14 protein-coding genes are annotated in these 15,683 nt (G+C 57.1%); 10 read left to right on the top strand and 4 right to left on the bottom strand.

All coding sequences use genetic code 11. The features are described 5' to 3' along the window. Positions 1–14: 14 nt before the first annotated feature. Positions 15–1,205, bottom strand: coding sequence for a hypothetical protein (locus FTW19_RS22910; RefSeq protein WP_147649899.1), 1,191 nt, complete (start codon positions 1,203–1,205; stop codon positions 15–17). Between the two features lie 72 nt (positions 1,206–1,277). Further along, positions 1,278–1,727, bottom strand: a complete 450-nt coding sequence (locus FTW19_RS22915; protein ID WP_147649900.1) for a DUF1569 domain-containing protein — start codon at positions 1,725–1,727, stop codon at positions 1,278–1,280. Positions 1,728–1,835: 108 nt separating this feature from the next. Between FTW19_RS22915 and FTW19_RS22920 the strand changes: the two genes are divergently transcribed. Then, positions 1,836–2,513 carry a TetR/AcrR family transcriptional regulator gene (locus tag FTW19_RS22920; protein ID WP_147649901.1) on the top strand — a complete coding sequence of 226 codons (678 nt, stop codon included), beginning with the start codon at positions 1,836–1,838 and terminating at the stop codon, positions 2,511–2,513. 507 nt (positions 2,514–3,020) lie between these two features. Here FTW19_RS22920 and FTW19_RS22925 read toward each other — a convergent pair. Continuing rightward, a complete protein-coding gene (locus tag FTW19_RS22925) occupies positions 3,021–4,097 on the bottom strand; it encodes an IS5 family transposase (RefSeq protein ID WP_147645881.1) in 1,077 nt (358 codons plus the stop codon). Positions 4,098–4,479: 382 nt separating this feature from the next. Here FTW19_RS22925 and FTW19_RS22930 point away from each other — a divergent pair, with 382 nt between their 5' ends. The 7 genes from FTW19_RS22930 (at position 4,480) to ccsA (ending at position 11,608) form a co-directional block, all read left to right on the top strand. Further along, a complete protein-coding gene (locus FTW19_RS22930) occupies positions 4,480–5,130 on the top strand; it encodes a CerR family C-terminal domain-containing protein (RefSeq protein WP_187143138.1) in 651 nt (216 codons plus the stop codon). Between the two features lie 2 nt (positions 5,131–5,132). Continuing rightward, positions 5,133–6,257 carry an ABC transporter permease gene (locus FTW19_RS22935; RefSeq protein WP_147649903.1) on the top strand — a complete coding sequence of 375 codons (1,125 nt, stop codon included), beginning with the start codon at positions 5,133–5,135 and terminating at the stop codon, positions 6,255–6,257. Beyond that, positions 6,250–6,996, top strand: coding sequence for an ABC transporter ATP-binding protein (locus FTW19_RS22940; RefSeq protein ID WP_222705502.1), 747 nt, complete (start codon positions 6,250–6,252; stop codon positions 6,994–6,996). The genes FTW19_RS22935 and FTW19_RS22940 overlap by 8 nt, the downstream gene beginning before the upstream one ends. A gap of 113 nt (positions 6,997–7,109) precedes the next feature. After that, positions 7,110–8,174, top strand: a complete 1,065-nt coding sequence (locus tag FTW19_RS22945; RefSeq protein ID WP_147649904.1) for an HlyD family secretion protein — start codon at positions 7,110–7,112, stop codon at positions 8,172–8,174. A 404-nt stretch (positions 8,175–8,578) separates the two neighbouring features. Further along, the gene (locus tag FTW19_RS22950; protein WP_147649905.1) at positions 8,579–9,247 is read left to right on the top strand and encodes an alpha/beta hydrolase family protein; all 669 of its coding nucleotides are present in this window, start codon (positions 8,579–8,581) and stop codon (positions 9,245–9,247) included. Between the two features lie 217 nt (positions 9,248–9,464). Then, entirely contained in the window at positions 9,465–10,532 is a 1,068-nt protein-coding gene (locus tag FTW19_RS22955; protein WP_222705503.1) for a TIGR03118 family protein, read from the top strand. A gap of 413 nt (positions 10,533–10,945) precedes the next feature. Then, positions 10,946–11,608 carry a cytochrome c biogenesis protein CcsA gene (ccsA, locus tag FTW19_RS22960; protein ID WP_246153457.1) on the top strand — a complete coding sequence of 221 codons (663 nt, stop codon included), beginning with the start codon at positions 10,946–10,948 and terminating at the stop codon, positions 11,606–11,608. Positions 11,609–12,358: 750 nt separating this feature from the next. On the opposite strand, the gene FTW19_RS22965 is transcribed toward ccsA, so the two are convergent. Continuing rightward, positions 12,359–13,285: a LysR family transcriptional regulator gene (locus FTW19_RS22965; RefSeq protein WP_147649908.1), complete on the bottom strand. Its 927-nt coding sequence runs from the start codon at positions 13,283–13,285 to the stop codon at positions 12,359–12,361. Between the two features lie 132 nt (positions 13,286–13,417). Here FTW19_RS22965 and FTW19_RS22970 point away from each other — a divergent pair, with 132 nt between their 5' ends. Both FTW19_RS22970 and FTW19_RS22975 read left to right on the top strand, forming a co-directional pair. Then, the gene (locus FTW19_RS22970) at positions 13,418–14,122 is read left to right on the top strand and encodes an alpha/beta hydrolase (RefSeq protein WP_147649909.1); all 705 of its coding nucleotides are present in this window, start codon (positions 13,418–13,420) and stop codon (positions 14,120–14,122) included. Positions 14,123–14,295: 173 nt separating this feature from the next. After that, positions 14,296–15,558, top strand: coding sequence for an RNA polymerase sigma factor (locus tag FTW19_RS22975; RefSeq protein ID WP_147649910.1), 1,263 nt, complete (start codon positions 14,296–14,298; stop codon positions 15,556–15,558). Positions 15,559–15,683 lie beyond the last annotated feature (125 nt).

Genomic DNA, 15,683 nt, shown 5'->3' on the forward strand with positions numbered 1-15,683 from the left:
TGAAGGCCGAGGTCCTAAGGCAGTGTGTCATTCTGCGCAAACCCCTTTTCAAGTTCACCTCGTACTTCGGGAGTGTCTTCCCGCACACCGCATGGTTCGAACCTGAGCGGCGAATCCGTTGTCACAACTTGATCCTTTTGATCATTCCCAACGGGAAATACGATATATCGTCTTCCGGGAACCAGATGTTCCGCCTGCGGCGGTGAGTTGCTGAGGTATGCACTTACGATAGCGTCAGACGGCCAGGGGGCAGGCTCCTTGATCGAACCAAGAACCCGGACTTCTGCGATCTCGCCATCGTACCCGCCCTCCCTCACGACCTTCGTAGAGAGAGCCTCGATGGCCAGAACATAGCGAGCGTCCCGCGCCAATGCCCAGACAGGAATGTCGCAGGTTTTTTCCGGCAAAGCGCGTTGCTTCAGTTCATCTGCTTTATAGAGATGCCAATCTTTGGCCGCGGGTAATAAATCTTCAAGCTCTTCACATGGCGCAAACCGGGTAAAGCAGGAAAAGTTATACGACGTCAGACGCTCGATCTCGGCTGGTGGAGTATGGGTGGAGTAGTAAACAACTCCTATCTGGCAGTTGATCATGCAACCACCAGGCCTTCCCACTTTGTAGTACGGATGTTGGGCAAGATCCTCTGCGCCGCCCATAAAAACGAACGGGTTCTCCAATGTCCGGTGAAGCCGCTGGTAGCTCTCCGCGCCAACAGAGAGAGTCCGGTCGAAATCGTGTTCCCTTCGCATCCTGCGTCTGGGGACGCTGACACCGATCGCGGTGCTTTCCCTCCAGATGGTCCCGTTGTGAACCGTGAAGGAGGCATTGAAGGCTGCTCCGCGGCCGCCTAACCACTGGTAGACATTGAAGCGATCATGCACGAGGAGCCAGTCCAGCCAGGCATGGCGTGGAACACGCGGGTTATAAAAGACGAGGCTGTCCATTTCGATGCTGTACTTGCAGCTTTCAGCCGTGCAGCTTCCATCGTAATGGCCCCACGCGCCCCAGCGGCGCATCAACCGCTGCGCATCTGTCCAGGTGCTCTGGTAGAGGCGAATCTGGTGCATATCTGTGGACAGCCGCTCTGCACGCCAGCGCAAAGTTCGCTGCTGAATCTGCACAACCAAAATCGCGATCAGCACCAGCGACAGAGCCACCCCGCCCGCCAAGCGGACAATACGTACAGCCCACTCTCTAAGAGTCATATGTGAGTTAGACACCAAAGACAGTAAAAATGCTCCGGGCTCTTGTGAGGGCCCGTCGAACTCGGGATCACTTCAAACGCCGAATTGATTCAGATGATGATCGAGATGTTTATACCCCATGGCCGCCCATTCGGCAGGGGTCATGGGTCCGAAAAAACAGTGCGGGTGCTTCGTACATCCGGCCGGTCCACCTGCCGAAAAGCGATCGACCCAACCGAGCAGACGCCGCTGCTCCGCACCGAAATCCTTATCACCCCGCATCATCAGGCTCTTCTCCGTGGGCATGTTCCGGCGAATCGGCGCGTCGCTTAAAACAGACTTCTTCGCCATCTTTCCGACGATCCGCCCAATGAAACTTCGTGGCGGGTTATTCAGCCCTGTGGCCTGTTCGAACCAGCCGGAACAGTGCGCCAGCATCTGCGCCGGCGTCATTACGCCCCATTGCCTCTCGCTGCTCGGCTCTAGACTCTCGATTCGTTGCTTGATCTCCATCACCGAAGAAGGTTCAAACAGGTTTTTCATGAATGCCTCGCTAAATTATTAGTACTAGACTGTCCAGTACTACTCTTGGCGCAAGACTAGACCGTGCAGTACTGTATGTCAAGATGACAAGGTTTCAGCGAGGTGAAAATGGCGCGTGCTGAGTTGGCGAGGCGTGGCCGGTCGGCAAATAAAGCCGAGGTAGCGGAGGAGACCGGCAGCTCCGAAAAGAAGCGCAAAGCGATTCTTGAAGCTGCGATGAGTGTCTTTTTGAAGAGCGGATATCTTGGCGCCAGCATGGATGAGATTGCCGCAATCGCACAGGTATCCAAGCAGACCGTGTACAAACAGTTCTCCAGCAAAGAAGCCTTATTTGTTGGGATTGTTACCACCATGACCGGTACTGCGGGAGACACAGTTCACAACAATGTGCCTGAACTCGCGGAGGGCGGTGACCTTTCGGAATACCTTCAGAGGTACGCCCTTCGGCAGTTGAACGTGGTGCTTACACCGCCCATCATGCAGCTGCGCCGCCTGGTGATCGGAGAAGTGAGCCGCTTTCCCGAGCTGGCGCGCATCCTTTATGAGCGCGGACCGCAGCGCGCCATGGCGATCTTTGCCGCGATCCTCGAGGATCTCGCCTCACGCGGTCTGCTGAAGATTGACGATCCCAAGACCGCGGCCTCGCATTTCAATTGGCTGGTGATGTCTGAGCCTCTGAACCGGGCGATGCTTCTGGGCGATGACGCCATCCCGAAGCCCGCGGCGCTCCGTCGTCATGTGGCGGAGAGTGTGCGTGTCTTTCTCGCCGCGTACGGGGTGAAGTGATGTTTTGTGGATCCGATTGATGAGTGAACGCGCTTAGGATAGGTGTTGTCGATTTGGCGGCTTTTGGGCGAAGTGATGTTATGTGGATGCGATTGATGCCTTCAGCGCTTAGGACCACGACACTCCTTTTGTTTCGTCATTTCGGAGCGCTGCGGAGAAGTCTGCTTGGTTATCGATTCTTCGCAGCCTCACCGCGAAGAATCGAATATCGCGCTATGCGCGATTGTCTTGCTTAAGGGCACGGCTTCAGCCGTGCCGAACCAGGGTTTGAAAGATTTGCGGCTTTAGCCGCTGAGGTACCTGGTCTGAGTGACTGACCTCAGCGGCTAAAGCCGCGTCTCTTTCCTGATGTCACTGCGGGACGGCTGAACAGTTTGCGGAAAAACGCGTCTTTTCGCCTGCGGGTCAGTCTGTTGTGAGGGATCGGTGAGTTGTTTTGGTTCTCTATGGCACGTTGTTATGCGGTTTGGGTGGGTTTAGAGGGTGTTTAGACACACTACGGCCGTGTCATGACTGTGCTGGGATGGGAGGTATCAGCTTCACCAGCCGCAGGAGATTATGGGCTGCGGCCATGAGCTGTACCATCCAGTCCACCTTGCGTAGCCCACGCAGCTTGGTCTGTCGCATCGAACGGTCCAGCTTCATCCAACCGAAGACCTTCTCAACCAGTTTGCGTTTCCTCTGACTGATCGCATATCCCGGCTCGCTGCGTTCCTTGCTGTTGAGCCAGTTGGGCCATTTGGGGTTCGGCTCATACTCGGCCACGTGCGGCCTGACCTTGCGACGGCGCAGGGCCTTGATGAACTTCTCGTACTGATAGCCCTTGTCGGCTCCCAGCGTGATCCGCTTTTTACGCTTGATCCGCTTCAACATCTTCAGAGCCGCTGCACGTTCCTCTGTCGTCCCGGCCTGTGTGGCCATGGCCGCCACCACCAGACCGTTGCGGTTCTCGGTGATCACATGGCCCAGATAGCTGGGAACCGATGCTCCGCTGGAGCTCTTGCGATACAGCCGCGCTTCCGGATCGGTAGAGGACTCATGAGTATCACGCAGTAGCTTCTTACCACCCGCTCCCGTCCCACGGTCCGGAGGATCGGCCTTCTCATGGAAGCTGCGCCGGTTGGCCCATGCCTGGATCAGCGTGCCGTCCACCGTGAAGTGTTCTTCGCTGAGCAGCTTGTGCTGGCTAGCTTCCTCCAGCACCGCCAGCAGAAGCTTCTGGCTGGCTTCGCCGGCGATCAGACGCTCCCGGTTCTTGGTAAATACCGTCACGTCCCACACCGGATCGTCAATCTCCATGCCCACGAACCAGCGGAACAACAGGTTATAGTTCAGCTGCTCCATCAACTGCCGTTCCGAGCGAATCGAGTACAGCACCATCAGCAACTGCGCACGCAGCAGACGTTCCGGCGCGATCGATGGTCGCCCTGTCGCCGCGTAAAGCTGCGACAACTCACCATCCATCCGCTTCAGTGCCGCATCCACCATAGTCCGGATCCTCCGCACCGGATGATCCGATGCGATCCGCTGCTCCATCGTTACGTAACTGAACATCCCGCTCTGCTTCGCTTCTTCTCCCCGCATACCTCTCTCTTACGACAATCCCCGAAAAACGAAAAGAGTTTTTCCGCAAACTGTGAAGCCGTCCCCTTAACTGCCCCAACCAGCAAAGCTGGCCGGGGACCCCGTCGCAAGGCATTCGCACCCTTGGTACGAACTGGCTGCACTACGTGCAGCGGGAAAAGCAGGTCCTTCACTATGTTCAGGATGACAACTCTTATTACACGAACTTCTGAGACACGCCCCTAACTCATTGAGATAGTCTGTCCCCTCTAGTCGCTCTTGCGAGCAGGAATAAACGCGAGTACTATTCAAACAATTGTTTTAAACGATTGTTTAACTCACGATGGTCATCAAGAAAAGGGCAAAAAAGACAGTGCGGGCCAGGGTGGTCCGCCAAAACGAAGTGACAGAACGAGACGACGCGCGGTCACGTCTGATCGAGGCTGCGATGGAACTCTTTGCGGAGAAAGGCTACGAGGGAACGAGCGTGCGCGATCTCGCAACGGCGGCGGGTGTGAACGTAGCCGCAGTCAGCTATCACTTCGGCAGCAAGGATGCGCTCTACACCGAGACTCTGCGGGCGTGCCTGGCTCCCTGTGCCGAGATGCGAACGCGGATGCAGGCGCACCTCAATCTGGCGAAGCAGAAGAAAGGACGCAAAGCGGCGGAAGATGCGCTGCGCGGGTGTATCCGCGATTTTCTGGAACTGCTGGTGTCGCCCGCAGCCAAGCACAGCCATCTGGTCATGCGCGAGCAGTCGGAAGCCAAACCTCGTTTCGAGCCGGTCATACGAGAGTTCTTTGAGCCCGTAGGAACCATCCTGCACGAGGTGATTTTGATGCTGGCGCCAGGGCTTCCGCAGCCGACCGTGTTCATGACGATCTCGGGAATCATCGGGCAGTGCCTGCACATCTTCAAGGCACGCGCGACCTACCGCGTGCTCGCGGGAGTTGATTCGCACAGCCCCGAGTACATCGAGATGGTGTCAAAACACATGGCACATTTCACCGCACTTGGACTGCTCGGACTCGAGCGCGAGAAAGGGACTAGCTAACGATGTGGCGGATTGCAATCAAGATGCTGATGGGCGACCGCAGCAAATATTTCACGCTGGTGAGCAGCCTGGTTGTCGTATCGTTTCTGTTTCTACAGCAGGGCTCGATCTTCTGTGGGTTGATCCTGCGCACGGCCCGGCCGGTTGAAGTTGTCGGCGCGCCAATCTGGGTAAGCGATCCGCAACTACGCAGCGTGGACGAGAGCAAACCGCTGCTCGATACCGACCTGCAGCGGATACGCAGCGTACCGGGCGTGAAGTGGGCGGTGCCTCTGCTGTTGCAACTCGTCTCGGCACATCTGCCGGATGGGAACTATCAAACGGTGCGGCTCTACGGCCTGGACAACGATACTTTTTTCGGCCGGCCCAGAATGATCTCAGGCAACGGACAACTGCTGACGCAGGATCAGGCGGTAATTATCGGGCGGGCGGAGTCGGAGAAGCTGAATAATCCCAAGCCTGGGCAGGTCTTCGAGATGAATGACAACCAGGCGCGCGTAGTCGGGATTGCCGATGTGCCGCGTGATTTCTTTTCGTATCCGTTTGTCTATGCCTCGTACGACCGCGCGCTGCAGTATGCGCCGCAGCAGCGCAAGCAGTTGAACTATGTGCTGGCTGCTCCGGCGGACGGATTACCAGTGAGCGAGGTAACCCGGCGCATTCGCCAGACAACAGGCCTGGCCGCTTACTCCGAGCAGGAGTTCCGCTGGCTGACGATGGATTACTACATGAAGAACACCGGCATTCCGGCCAGTATCGGGATCTCGCTCGCGATGGTCTTTCTTGTGGGCATGTCGATTGTGGGGCAGACCTTTTATCAGTTCGCTCTGCAGAACGAGCGCTATTTCGGCGCCCTGAAAGCGATGGGCACCAGCTCCATGACACTGACGAAGATGATTCTGCTGCAGGCGCTCCTGGTGGGCCTGGTGGGTTATGGCGCGGGAGCAGGACTGGGCGGCATCTTCGGACTGATTGCGGGCGGGCAGGACAGCAAGATCGCCTTTGCTACACCCTGGCCAATGGTGGCGATCAGCTTTGTGGCGGTGATCGCAATCTGTCTGCTGTCGGCGCTGATCAGCATTCGCAAAGTAGTGAAACTTGAACCGGCGGTGGTGTTCCGTGGCTAATGGATGCGACACAGAAAACGGCACGCACGCAGCCTGCCTGCGAGGAGTAACCAGGCTGTTCGGCGTAGGGACGACGGAAGTGCATGCACTGGATAACGTCGATTTCAACGTGCACACCGGAGAGCTGCTGCTGTTAGTAGGCCCATCGGGATGCGGCAAGACAACGCTGCTGAGTGTGCTGGCCGGGATTCTGGATGCAACGTCGGGTGACGTCGACGTCTTCGGGACACGCATCGATCAGCTTAGCCAGCAGGAGAAAACCCAGTTTCGGCGCGACAACATCGGGTTCATCTTTCAGCAGTACAACCTTCTGCCTACCTTAACAGCGGCGGAGAACGTCGCGATTCCGCTGCTGATTCACAAGGTGGACTTCGAGGAAGCTGTAGCGAAGGCTCGGGTGTATCTCGAAAAAGTGGGGCTGGCAGAGCGTGCGGACTTTCTCCCCTCGCAGCTTTCAGGCGGACAACAACAGCGCGTGGCCATTGCGCGCGCTCTGATTACCGAGCCGCGCCTGATTGTGTGCGACGAACCGACGGCGGCACTCGATGGTGAGACGGGAAAGATGATTCTCGAGATGTTTCGCTCAACCGCGCTGACAAGCGACCGGGCCATCGTGGTGGTAACCCATGACAGCCGTATCTTTCCCTACGGCGATCGAATCGCCGAGATGCTGGATGGGCGGATTCTCTCGATTCACCAGAATGAATTTACGCCCGCTCATAGAGCATTTCTCCTGTAGGTGTAGCGCAGGGCTTTTGCATCTATGGGCGTTTTCCTCAATGAAAACGCCGCTGCACTCCCCTTCCGGGATACCCAGCGACAGGAGAAATGCTCTAGTAAGGAGAACATTCAATGACGAAGTGGCTAAGCATAGTCGGTCCGCTGTTGGGATTGGTTTTGATTGCCGCGTGGGTCACGGCTTCGGCACGCCGCGTACCGCATGAGAAGGCTCTGGCTGCACCGCCCACGGCTCCGTATGAGAACTCGATTGCGGCAACGGGAATCGTCGAAGCCTCAGACCGCAACTACAATCTGGCGCCGCCGGTATCGGGCCAGTTGAGCATGTTGTACGTAAAGGAGAACGACATCGTCCACCGTGACGACAAGCTCTACACCATCGATGACCGCGAGCAGCGCACCGTTGTTGAGCAGGCAGACGCAAATGTCCTCAAGGCGCGTGCAACGGTGCAGACAGCGCAAGCCGATATCCTGACGCAACAGGCAAACGTGAACAGCGCCACAGCTGCCGTGGATACCGCAAAAGCTACGTATGAGGATGCGGCCCAGATCGCCGAGCGCAATGAAGGGCTGCATCAGGGCGGGGTTATCTCCGACCAGGCAAACATGACCAGTGCCAAGACGCGTGATGCCGATCGAGCCCGGTGGCAGCAGACCGCGGCCCAGTTGAAGCAAGCCGAAGCGCAGTTGCATAATGCCGAGGCTGCACTGTCGGAACAACAGGCAAATCTGCAGACGATGATTGCCACCCGCAACCAGCAGAAAGTTCTGCTCGACAAGATGACAGTACGCGCTCCCGCAGACGGAAAGATCCTGCAGATCAACAATCGCGTGGGGGAATATCTCTCCAGCACCTCCGGCACATCACCGGTACTGTTTGGCGACACAGATTCTCTGATGGTGCGAGTCGATGTCGATGAGATCAACGCCTCGCATGTGCTTCCTGGATCGCTCGCAACCGCCATGCTGAAAGGCGATTCGACGCGGCAGTTCCCCATGCAGTTCGTACGGATCGTGCCTTACATGGTGCCCAAGCAAAACCTGACCGGCTCTAATTCCGAGCGCGTCGATGTGCGCGTACTGCAGTTGGAGTTTCGCTTTGAGCCGCCGCAATTCCCCGTCTATGTAGGACAGCAGGTGGATGTGTTCATCCACGCGCAGGAGCGGGCTTCGAGATGATCGCCAGGTGGTGTTCAGAAGTTCTTGTTATAAAGTTGTCATCCTGAACGTTCGGGGTCCCCAGCGGACTTGTTCGCTGGGGTGATTCGTGAAGGACCTGCTTTTCCAGGGTGTATCCCCTTCATTGAGAACTATAGAGCCGAAAACCTGGGCGTTGCCCCAGGCTGGTATAGAGCGCGCCTTCAGCGCTTAGAACTGTGGCTTCCTTTGTTTGTCATTTCCTAGCGTTCGGGGCCCCAGCCAGCTTTGCTGGCTGGGGTGAAGCGTTGCGGAGAAATCTGCTTTTGATACTTTGTCCCTATCCCGGGTGCCCCACCCTCGGGGTCCCCAACGAACTTTGTTCGTTGGGGTGAACGCTCGCAACGCTAGGGTGGGCGGAGAACACCGGTGCATAATTTTTGGATATGAACAGTCGAGAGTTTCTTGACGCTCCGCCGAATGAAATACCCGTTCGAGGGTACCTGCACCTGCCCACTCATCCTGGTGGCGATTGCCTCGTGCTGACGCACGGTGCGGGAGCGAATTGCAACGCTCCACTTCTCGTCGCACTGGCGGATGCGTTCTGCGCCTCGGGGATGACTGTCCTCCGCTGTGATCTCCCCTTCCGTCAGTTGCGGCCGCATGGGCCGCCACCCCGTGGCAGCGCGGAGCGTGACCAGCAGGGACTGCAAGCCGCAGTGGCCTCCATGCGGCGACAGGGTGCGGGCCGTATCTTTCTGGGCGGCCATTCGTATGGAGGAAGGCAAGCGTCGATGCTCGCGGCGGCTGAATCCGATCTTGTAGAGAAGCTCCTGCTGCTCTCATACCCGCTCCACCCTCCACAACGACCCAGTGAGTTACGCACCGGGCATTTCCCGGATCTCAAAACTCCTGCGCTCTTCGTTCACGGCGTGCGGGACGGGTTCGCCTCCAGCGACGAGATGGCAGTGGCGCTAAAGCTTATTCCGGCACAAACCGAACTACTTTCGATCGCCAGCGCGGGGCATGAACTCCTGACCAAGAAGAATCATGATGAGCTGCCCAAGAAGGTAGTCGAAGTGTTCCGGTCCTTTGCTTACGACGTAGTTGCTTGATCAATCCCATTGCTCTGTCGTCGCGATGGCAGAGCCCTCGCCGATTTCCTGCGAAAAGTGACAATGCCTTGACAATCCGCAGAACTGCCGCGGACTAGCATTAGCCGCTCGACAAACCCATCGATAACGTGTGGCGATTTCACTTGAGGAGGACATGAATATGTCAAGTGGAGAGAAGACGCATTTTAGGCGGATTGCAGCGGCAGTAGGATTCCTGGTGATCCTCTTGGCCACTACTCAAGTGGCTGCTCAAACATCCTACAAGCGCACGAATCTGGTCTCGGATATCCCTGGCGTCGCTAACTTTGCCGACCCAAACCTGGTCAACGCATGGGGGATTGTCAATGCCGGCAGCGCCGGGCCCATCTGGATCGTCGACAATGGCACCGGACTCTCTCCGGTGTACAACGGGGAGGGCGTGGCATTTCCGACGAGCTCTCCGCTTGTGGTGACTATTCCCACGCCGCCCAATAGCCCGGCCGGTGCGGTCGCCGCGCCAACGGGCATCGTGTTCAACAGTACGGGCAGTTTTGTTGTTTCCGCCGGCGGAAACTCCGGCGCGAGCCGTTTCATCTTCGCTACGGAAGAAGGCACCATAAGCGGATGGAACTCCACGGTGGACCGCACTCACGCGATCCTGGCGGTGAACAATTCGGGCCCGGGCGTCAGCGCGGGTCGCACCGGGCTCGGGGCCGTCTACAAGGGTCTGGCAAACGGCAACAACGGCTCCGGAGACTTTCTTTATGCGACCAACTTCCGTGATGGCGTGGTCGAAATGTACGACGCGCACTTTCAGCTTGTGAAATCGTTCACGGACAGCGAGATTCCCAGCGGATTCGCGCCGTTCGGCATTCGCAACATCGACGGTAAGTTATTCGTGACCTATGCAAAACAGGACGCGAAACGCCATGACGACGTGAAAGGGCCAGGCAATGGGTTCATCGACATCTTCGACCTGAATGGCAATCTGCAGAGCAGGTTTACCTCCAATGGAACACTGAACTCACCGTGGGGGTTGGCGGTCGCTCCCGTGAATTTCGGCGCGTTCAGCGGCTTATTGCTGGTCGGCAACTTCGGAGACGGCAGGATCAACGCCTTCAGTCTGAGCACGGGCAATCTTCTCGGCCAGTTGCAGGACACATTCGGAAACCCCATGACGATCGATGGCCTGTGGGGATTGAACTTCGGGAACGGCGCCTTTCAGGCCCCGACGACGACGCTCTTCTTTACTGCCGGTATCGCTGATGAAAGTCACGGCTTGTTCGGAGCCATTACTACGCCGTGAGACGTGGGCATATACGCGCCAACTCGCAGTAGGCTCAAGTGTCCACTTTCTTCGGCAAGTGGACACTTGAGTAGTTAGAGCATTTTTCCTGTAGGTGCGCTGGCCGGGGACCCCGCTGATCACCCCAGCCAGCAAAGCTGGCCGGGGACCCCGCTGACAAAGCGTAAAAGTAGATGGGCGTTAGCCCTGGGCTTTTTCCTGATGGAGGAAAAAGGACCCAGGGCTAAAGCCCGTTTCTTTTAGAGCCAACAAACGCGGGCTGAAGCCCGCGTCTCCCACCCGATTCGAGCTTTGCTCGAATCGTTCACTCCTGAAAATCCGCTTTCGCCGTCATACACCAGCCACACAAATATCGTTTTGCACGGTTTAGACTGGTTGGCACAATGAGACGACCGTTCTGGATATTGCTGAGCTTGAGTTCAGTTCTGCTCATCGCCGGCTTCTATGAGGCTGTGTTTGTCGCTCCAGTCGAAGCTACGATGGGATCGATCTATCGGATCTTCTATTGGCATGTACCTATTAATGTTGCCGCTGAAATCTTTCCGTATGTAAACATGCTCGCGTCCATCGCTTTACTGTTGATGAAAGACAAGAAGCCGGATTTCGCGGGAAAGCTGGACGCACTTGCCCTCGCCACGGCAGAAGTAACCGTGCTGTACTCGTTTCTCGGGCTGGCTACCGGAATGTTATGGGGGCGTCCGGTCTGGGGAATCTGGTGGGCATGGGACGCTCGAATGACGAGCTTCCTGGCCCTCTTTTTGCTCTATGTCAGCTACCTGATCCTTCGTCATTTCTCATCGAGTGAGCAGGTGACCCTGGTTGCGGCAGTACTAAGCATCTTTGCTGGTATCGATGTTCCAATCGTTTTCATGAGCATTCGCTGGTGGCGGACACAGCATCCTTCGCCCGTCCTAAGTGGTGATGGATCGCTCGATCGCAGCATGTGGCCCGCAATCCTGATCAATCTGGCGGCGTGGTTTTTGTGGGGATGCACCCTGGTCTACGCGCGCTATGTCATCGTGAGACATGAACAGCGCGCTGTCGAGTGCGAAGCCATGGAAGGGATAACGGTTTGACCATGGGGTATACGATCAACAATCTCCACTTCCTGTGGGCCGCTTATCTTCTCGTCGTGATTGCGAATGCCGGTTATGTTTTGTGGCTCAGGAAGCGTTGGGCAATCGCAAAACGTCAAACGAATGGCAGATCGCCTATCGACCGTTGAAGTTTAATGGGTGAGCCCATTGTCCAGAGACTATTCGAGCGCAGCTCCCGTTCGCGCACAGCGCGAATGTCTTGCTTAAGGGCACGGCTTTAGCCGTGCTGCACAGATGTCCCACCGAAATGCGGCTTTAGCCGCTGAGGTCAATGTGTGTGGGGACGCAGATTCTCCGCTTGCCACGAAATGATAGACAGAGGTATTGAGCGAGCCGTCGTACCTCTCATGAAGAGATCTTGACCTCAGCGGCTAAAGCCGCGCCTCTTACATTTCCTTTACGGCACGGCTAAAGCCATGCCCTTAAGCAAGGCATTCGCACCTGCGGCGCGAAGTAGATGTGTCCTGATTTGTTAGACCGATCTACTCGCCGCAATATAAGCGCTGATGGCCGGGCCCCCGATGCTCCCGTTCGCGTACGGAGAGCATCGATAGGGCCCCTATTACGGCCGTATCGATGCCACATACCAAATGCGTTAGTTGACAGTAATCGCTCGGGAAGCATCGTAGACATCCCCAGCCGTGTCCCACACTTTGAACACCAGCAGATGTGAACCAGAGGTGAGCCGCTGCGATGTGATCAGTGCAGAGCTTCCTTCGGACTTCGGTCTCAGGCCTTTGATTGTGCGGATCGAATTCCGTGTAGCCGAGGTCCATGGGCGGCCAACTCGTCTGCTCGAAGCAGAAATTTCTTGAGCAATGGAGAGGTATTCGACTTGTTGTACCCCATCACAAGATCGATGGTCGGAACCTCACCATACAGAGGCCGCGCGACGACTGAAGGAATCAGCGCATTTTGCACATAGCTTGGCAATAATGTGAAACCTCCTGTCGAGGCCACCAGCGACATTCCGCCGGAAAGAGTTTCGGCGTCATAAATCTGCTTCAATTTGATGCCAATCTTCGCCGCGTACTCCTCGATCACGGTCTTAAGCACGGGCGCTGCACGCGCTGTACTGATAAAGTCCTCGCGACAGATGTCCTCCGGCCGTATTGTCTTGTGCCGCGCCAGCCGGTGGCGAGAAGGCAGGATCGCGACCAGAGGCTCCTTAACGAGAAGCTTGAAGTCCAGGCCGGCGGTGCGCTTCTCGCGCCTTAGCAGGGCTATGTCGATCTCTCCCTGCATCAATGCATTCGCGAGTTCGGGTGAGGATTTCGTTGTGATCGTGACGTCGACATCAGACGCCTCCTCGCGCAGGATTCGCAGCGCCTCTGCCAACCAGATAACTTCCTGTCCCGGCAGGAAGCCAAGTCCAAAACCCGGTTTGTGTGGCCGTTCCGTGTTCCGTGCAGCTTCGCATGCTACCTCTATCTGCATCAGAGCCAGCCGTGCGTGATCGAGGAATACCCGTCCGGCCGCAGTGAGCTCAATGCCTCGCGCTTTTCGCTCCAGCAGCTTTACCCCTAGCTCCAGCTCGAGATCGCGAATCTGGCGACTCAGCGATGGCTGGGACGTATGAAGTCGCCGCTCAGCAGCGTGCAAAAGGCTGCCCTCCTCGGCAACCGCAATAAAGTACCTCAGGTGACGAAGTTCCATCTGGCCTCCATCTATGCCTGATAAGCATAACTCAAACATTCAAAGTATTTGTGCTGCTCCCTGCCGCGGCGGAATCTATAGCCAATGGATAACACTCGCGGGTTGTCCAAAATCAAATCTAAGGAGTATCCGATGTCATTCCAACGCAAACCAACCATCGTCTTCTGTCATGGAATCTGGGCCGACGGTTCGTGCTTCAGCAAGGTCATCCCCGCACTGCAGACGGATGGCTATGAGGTGATCGCGGTTCAATACAGTCTGGAATCGTTTGAGGAAGATGTAGCCATGGTGAAGCGGACCCTCAACCGCGTTGCTAGTCCCGTTCTACTCGTCGGCCACTCCTATGGCGGCGCCACCATCACGGCTTCGGGAATCGACGATCGCGTGGCAGGCCTCGTCTACATCGGAGCGGTTGCTCCGGACGTCGGTGAAACCGTGCAACAGCAACTCGACAAGTATCCGTCGGATATTTTTTCTCGCGTCGAGATTGCGGACGGATACGCGTGGATGCTTCCGAACGGGACCGAGTTTTTCTGCGGAGATCTCTCCAAGGAAGAACAGAAGCTCGTCTGGGCGACACATTTCCCGCCTCACGCCGACCTCTTCACGCAGCAGAATCTCCAGAGCACCCCGTGGAAGTCGAAGCCCAGCTGGTACATCTTGTGTCTGCAGGATCATACCGTCCATCCCGATCTTCAGCGGTGGGTCTCGAAGCGTATGGGAGCCACCGTGGTCGAGGTGGAAAGTAGCCACGTTCCCATGCTCTCCAAACCTGACGTTGTCATCGATGTAATCCGCAAAGCCGCCAGATCAATCCAAGGGAACACGACAGCCTAGTCAGGCTGCGATTTTTGACAGACCGTCGTCGGGCGGTCTGTCATTTTATGAGCGGTCATATAGATTTCAAATTTGTCTTGATATTCATATCCCGCGACACACTCATGTTCACTCTCAACTGTTGCGAGCAGGCCCAGTTGTATCCAACTCCTTCGTTTGTTAGGTTGGCGTACATGCCGTCGCCTGTGCCCGAACAGCTCAGCAAGACCATTGAGACGCTTTACCGCTCGGAATCGGGCTGGGTTCTGGCGACGCTGGTGCGCCTGCTCGGTGACCTGGATCTGGCCGAAGAGTCGATGCACGAGGCCTTTGCTGCCGCATTGGACGCATGGCCGAAGACCGGCATTCCGGACAACCCGCGTCCCTGGCTGATTTCAACGGCACGCTTCAAAGCCATCGATGCCATACGCCGGCGCACGCGCTTCGATGGAGCACAGCGGGATCTTGTCGCCCACATGGAATCGCGCGTCAACAACGAGCCGGGCGGAAGCGAAAAGATAGAGGATGAAGAGATAGACGACGATCGCCTCCGACTGATCTTCACCTGCTGCCATCCCGCTCTGGCTCCGGAAGGACAGGTTGCGCTCACCTTGCGGGAGATCTGCGGCCTGACCACGGAGGAGATTGCCCGCGCCTTTCTGGTGACGCCGGCAACGTTGGCCCAACGCATCGTGCGCGCCAAGACAAAGATTCGCGAGGCGCGGATTCCCTACGAGGTGCCGGCGCCGCAGGAGTTGCCTGGGCGTCTGAACGCGGTGCTTCAGGTCATCTACCTCGTCTTTAATGAGGGCTACTCGGCTGCGGCGGGAGCGGAGGTCACGCGGGCCCAACTCACCGGCGAAGCCATTCGATTGGGGCGGCTGCTGATGGAGCTCCAGCCGGAGCCGGAGAGTATGGGGCTGCTTGCCCTGATGTTGCTGCAGGAATCCCGCCGCGCCGCGAGGACCTCTCCGACCGGAGAGCTGATCCTGCTGGAACATCAAGACCGCTCGCTCTGGAACCGCGCGCAGATCGACGCGGGAGTGGCATTGGTGGAGCGCGCCCTGAGCTCTCGCCGCTTCGGCGTTTACACCCTGCAGGCTGCAATTGCAGCCGTTCATGCGGAAGCGGAATCGATCGCCGTGACCGACTGGCGGCAGATTGTCGCGCTTTATAACCAACTGGTACGCATTCAGCCTTCGCCGGTTGTGTATCTCAACCGAGCCGTAGCCATTGCCGAGTGCGACGGTCCGGAGGCCGGCCTGACGCAGATCGACGCGGTGTTACAGCAGGGCGAATTAGCGAATTATTACCTGGCACACTCCGCCCGTGCAGAGCTGTACCGCAGGCTAGGCAGGACCGCCGAGGCTCTGGCTTCTTACGAGAAGGCCCTGTCGCTGACCCAACAGGAACCGGAGCGGCAATTCCTGCAGGAGCGGATCCGACAGTTGAAATAAAAACTGAAATAAAAATCGGAGCGGCTGTCGAATTTCCGCCTCCCCCACGACTATAGGCAAAAGAACGATGCGCTACGGTTCCTGAGTGAACAGGAAACGAACCGCAGAACCCAAGGAGAAAAGTC

It is taken from the genome of Terriglobus albidus, assembly GCF_008000815.1.
GTDB lineage: Bacteria > Acidobacteriota > Terriglobia > Terriglobales > Acidobacteriaceae > Terriglobus > Terriglobus albidus_A.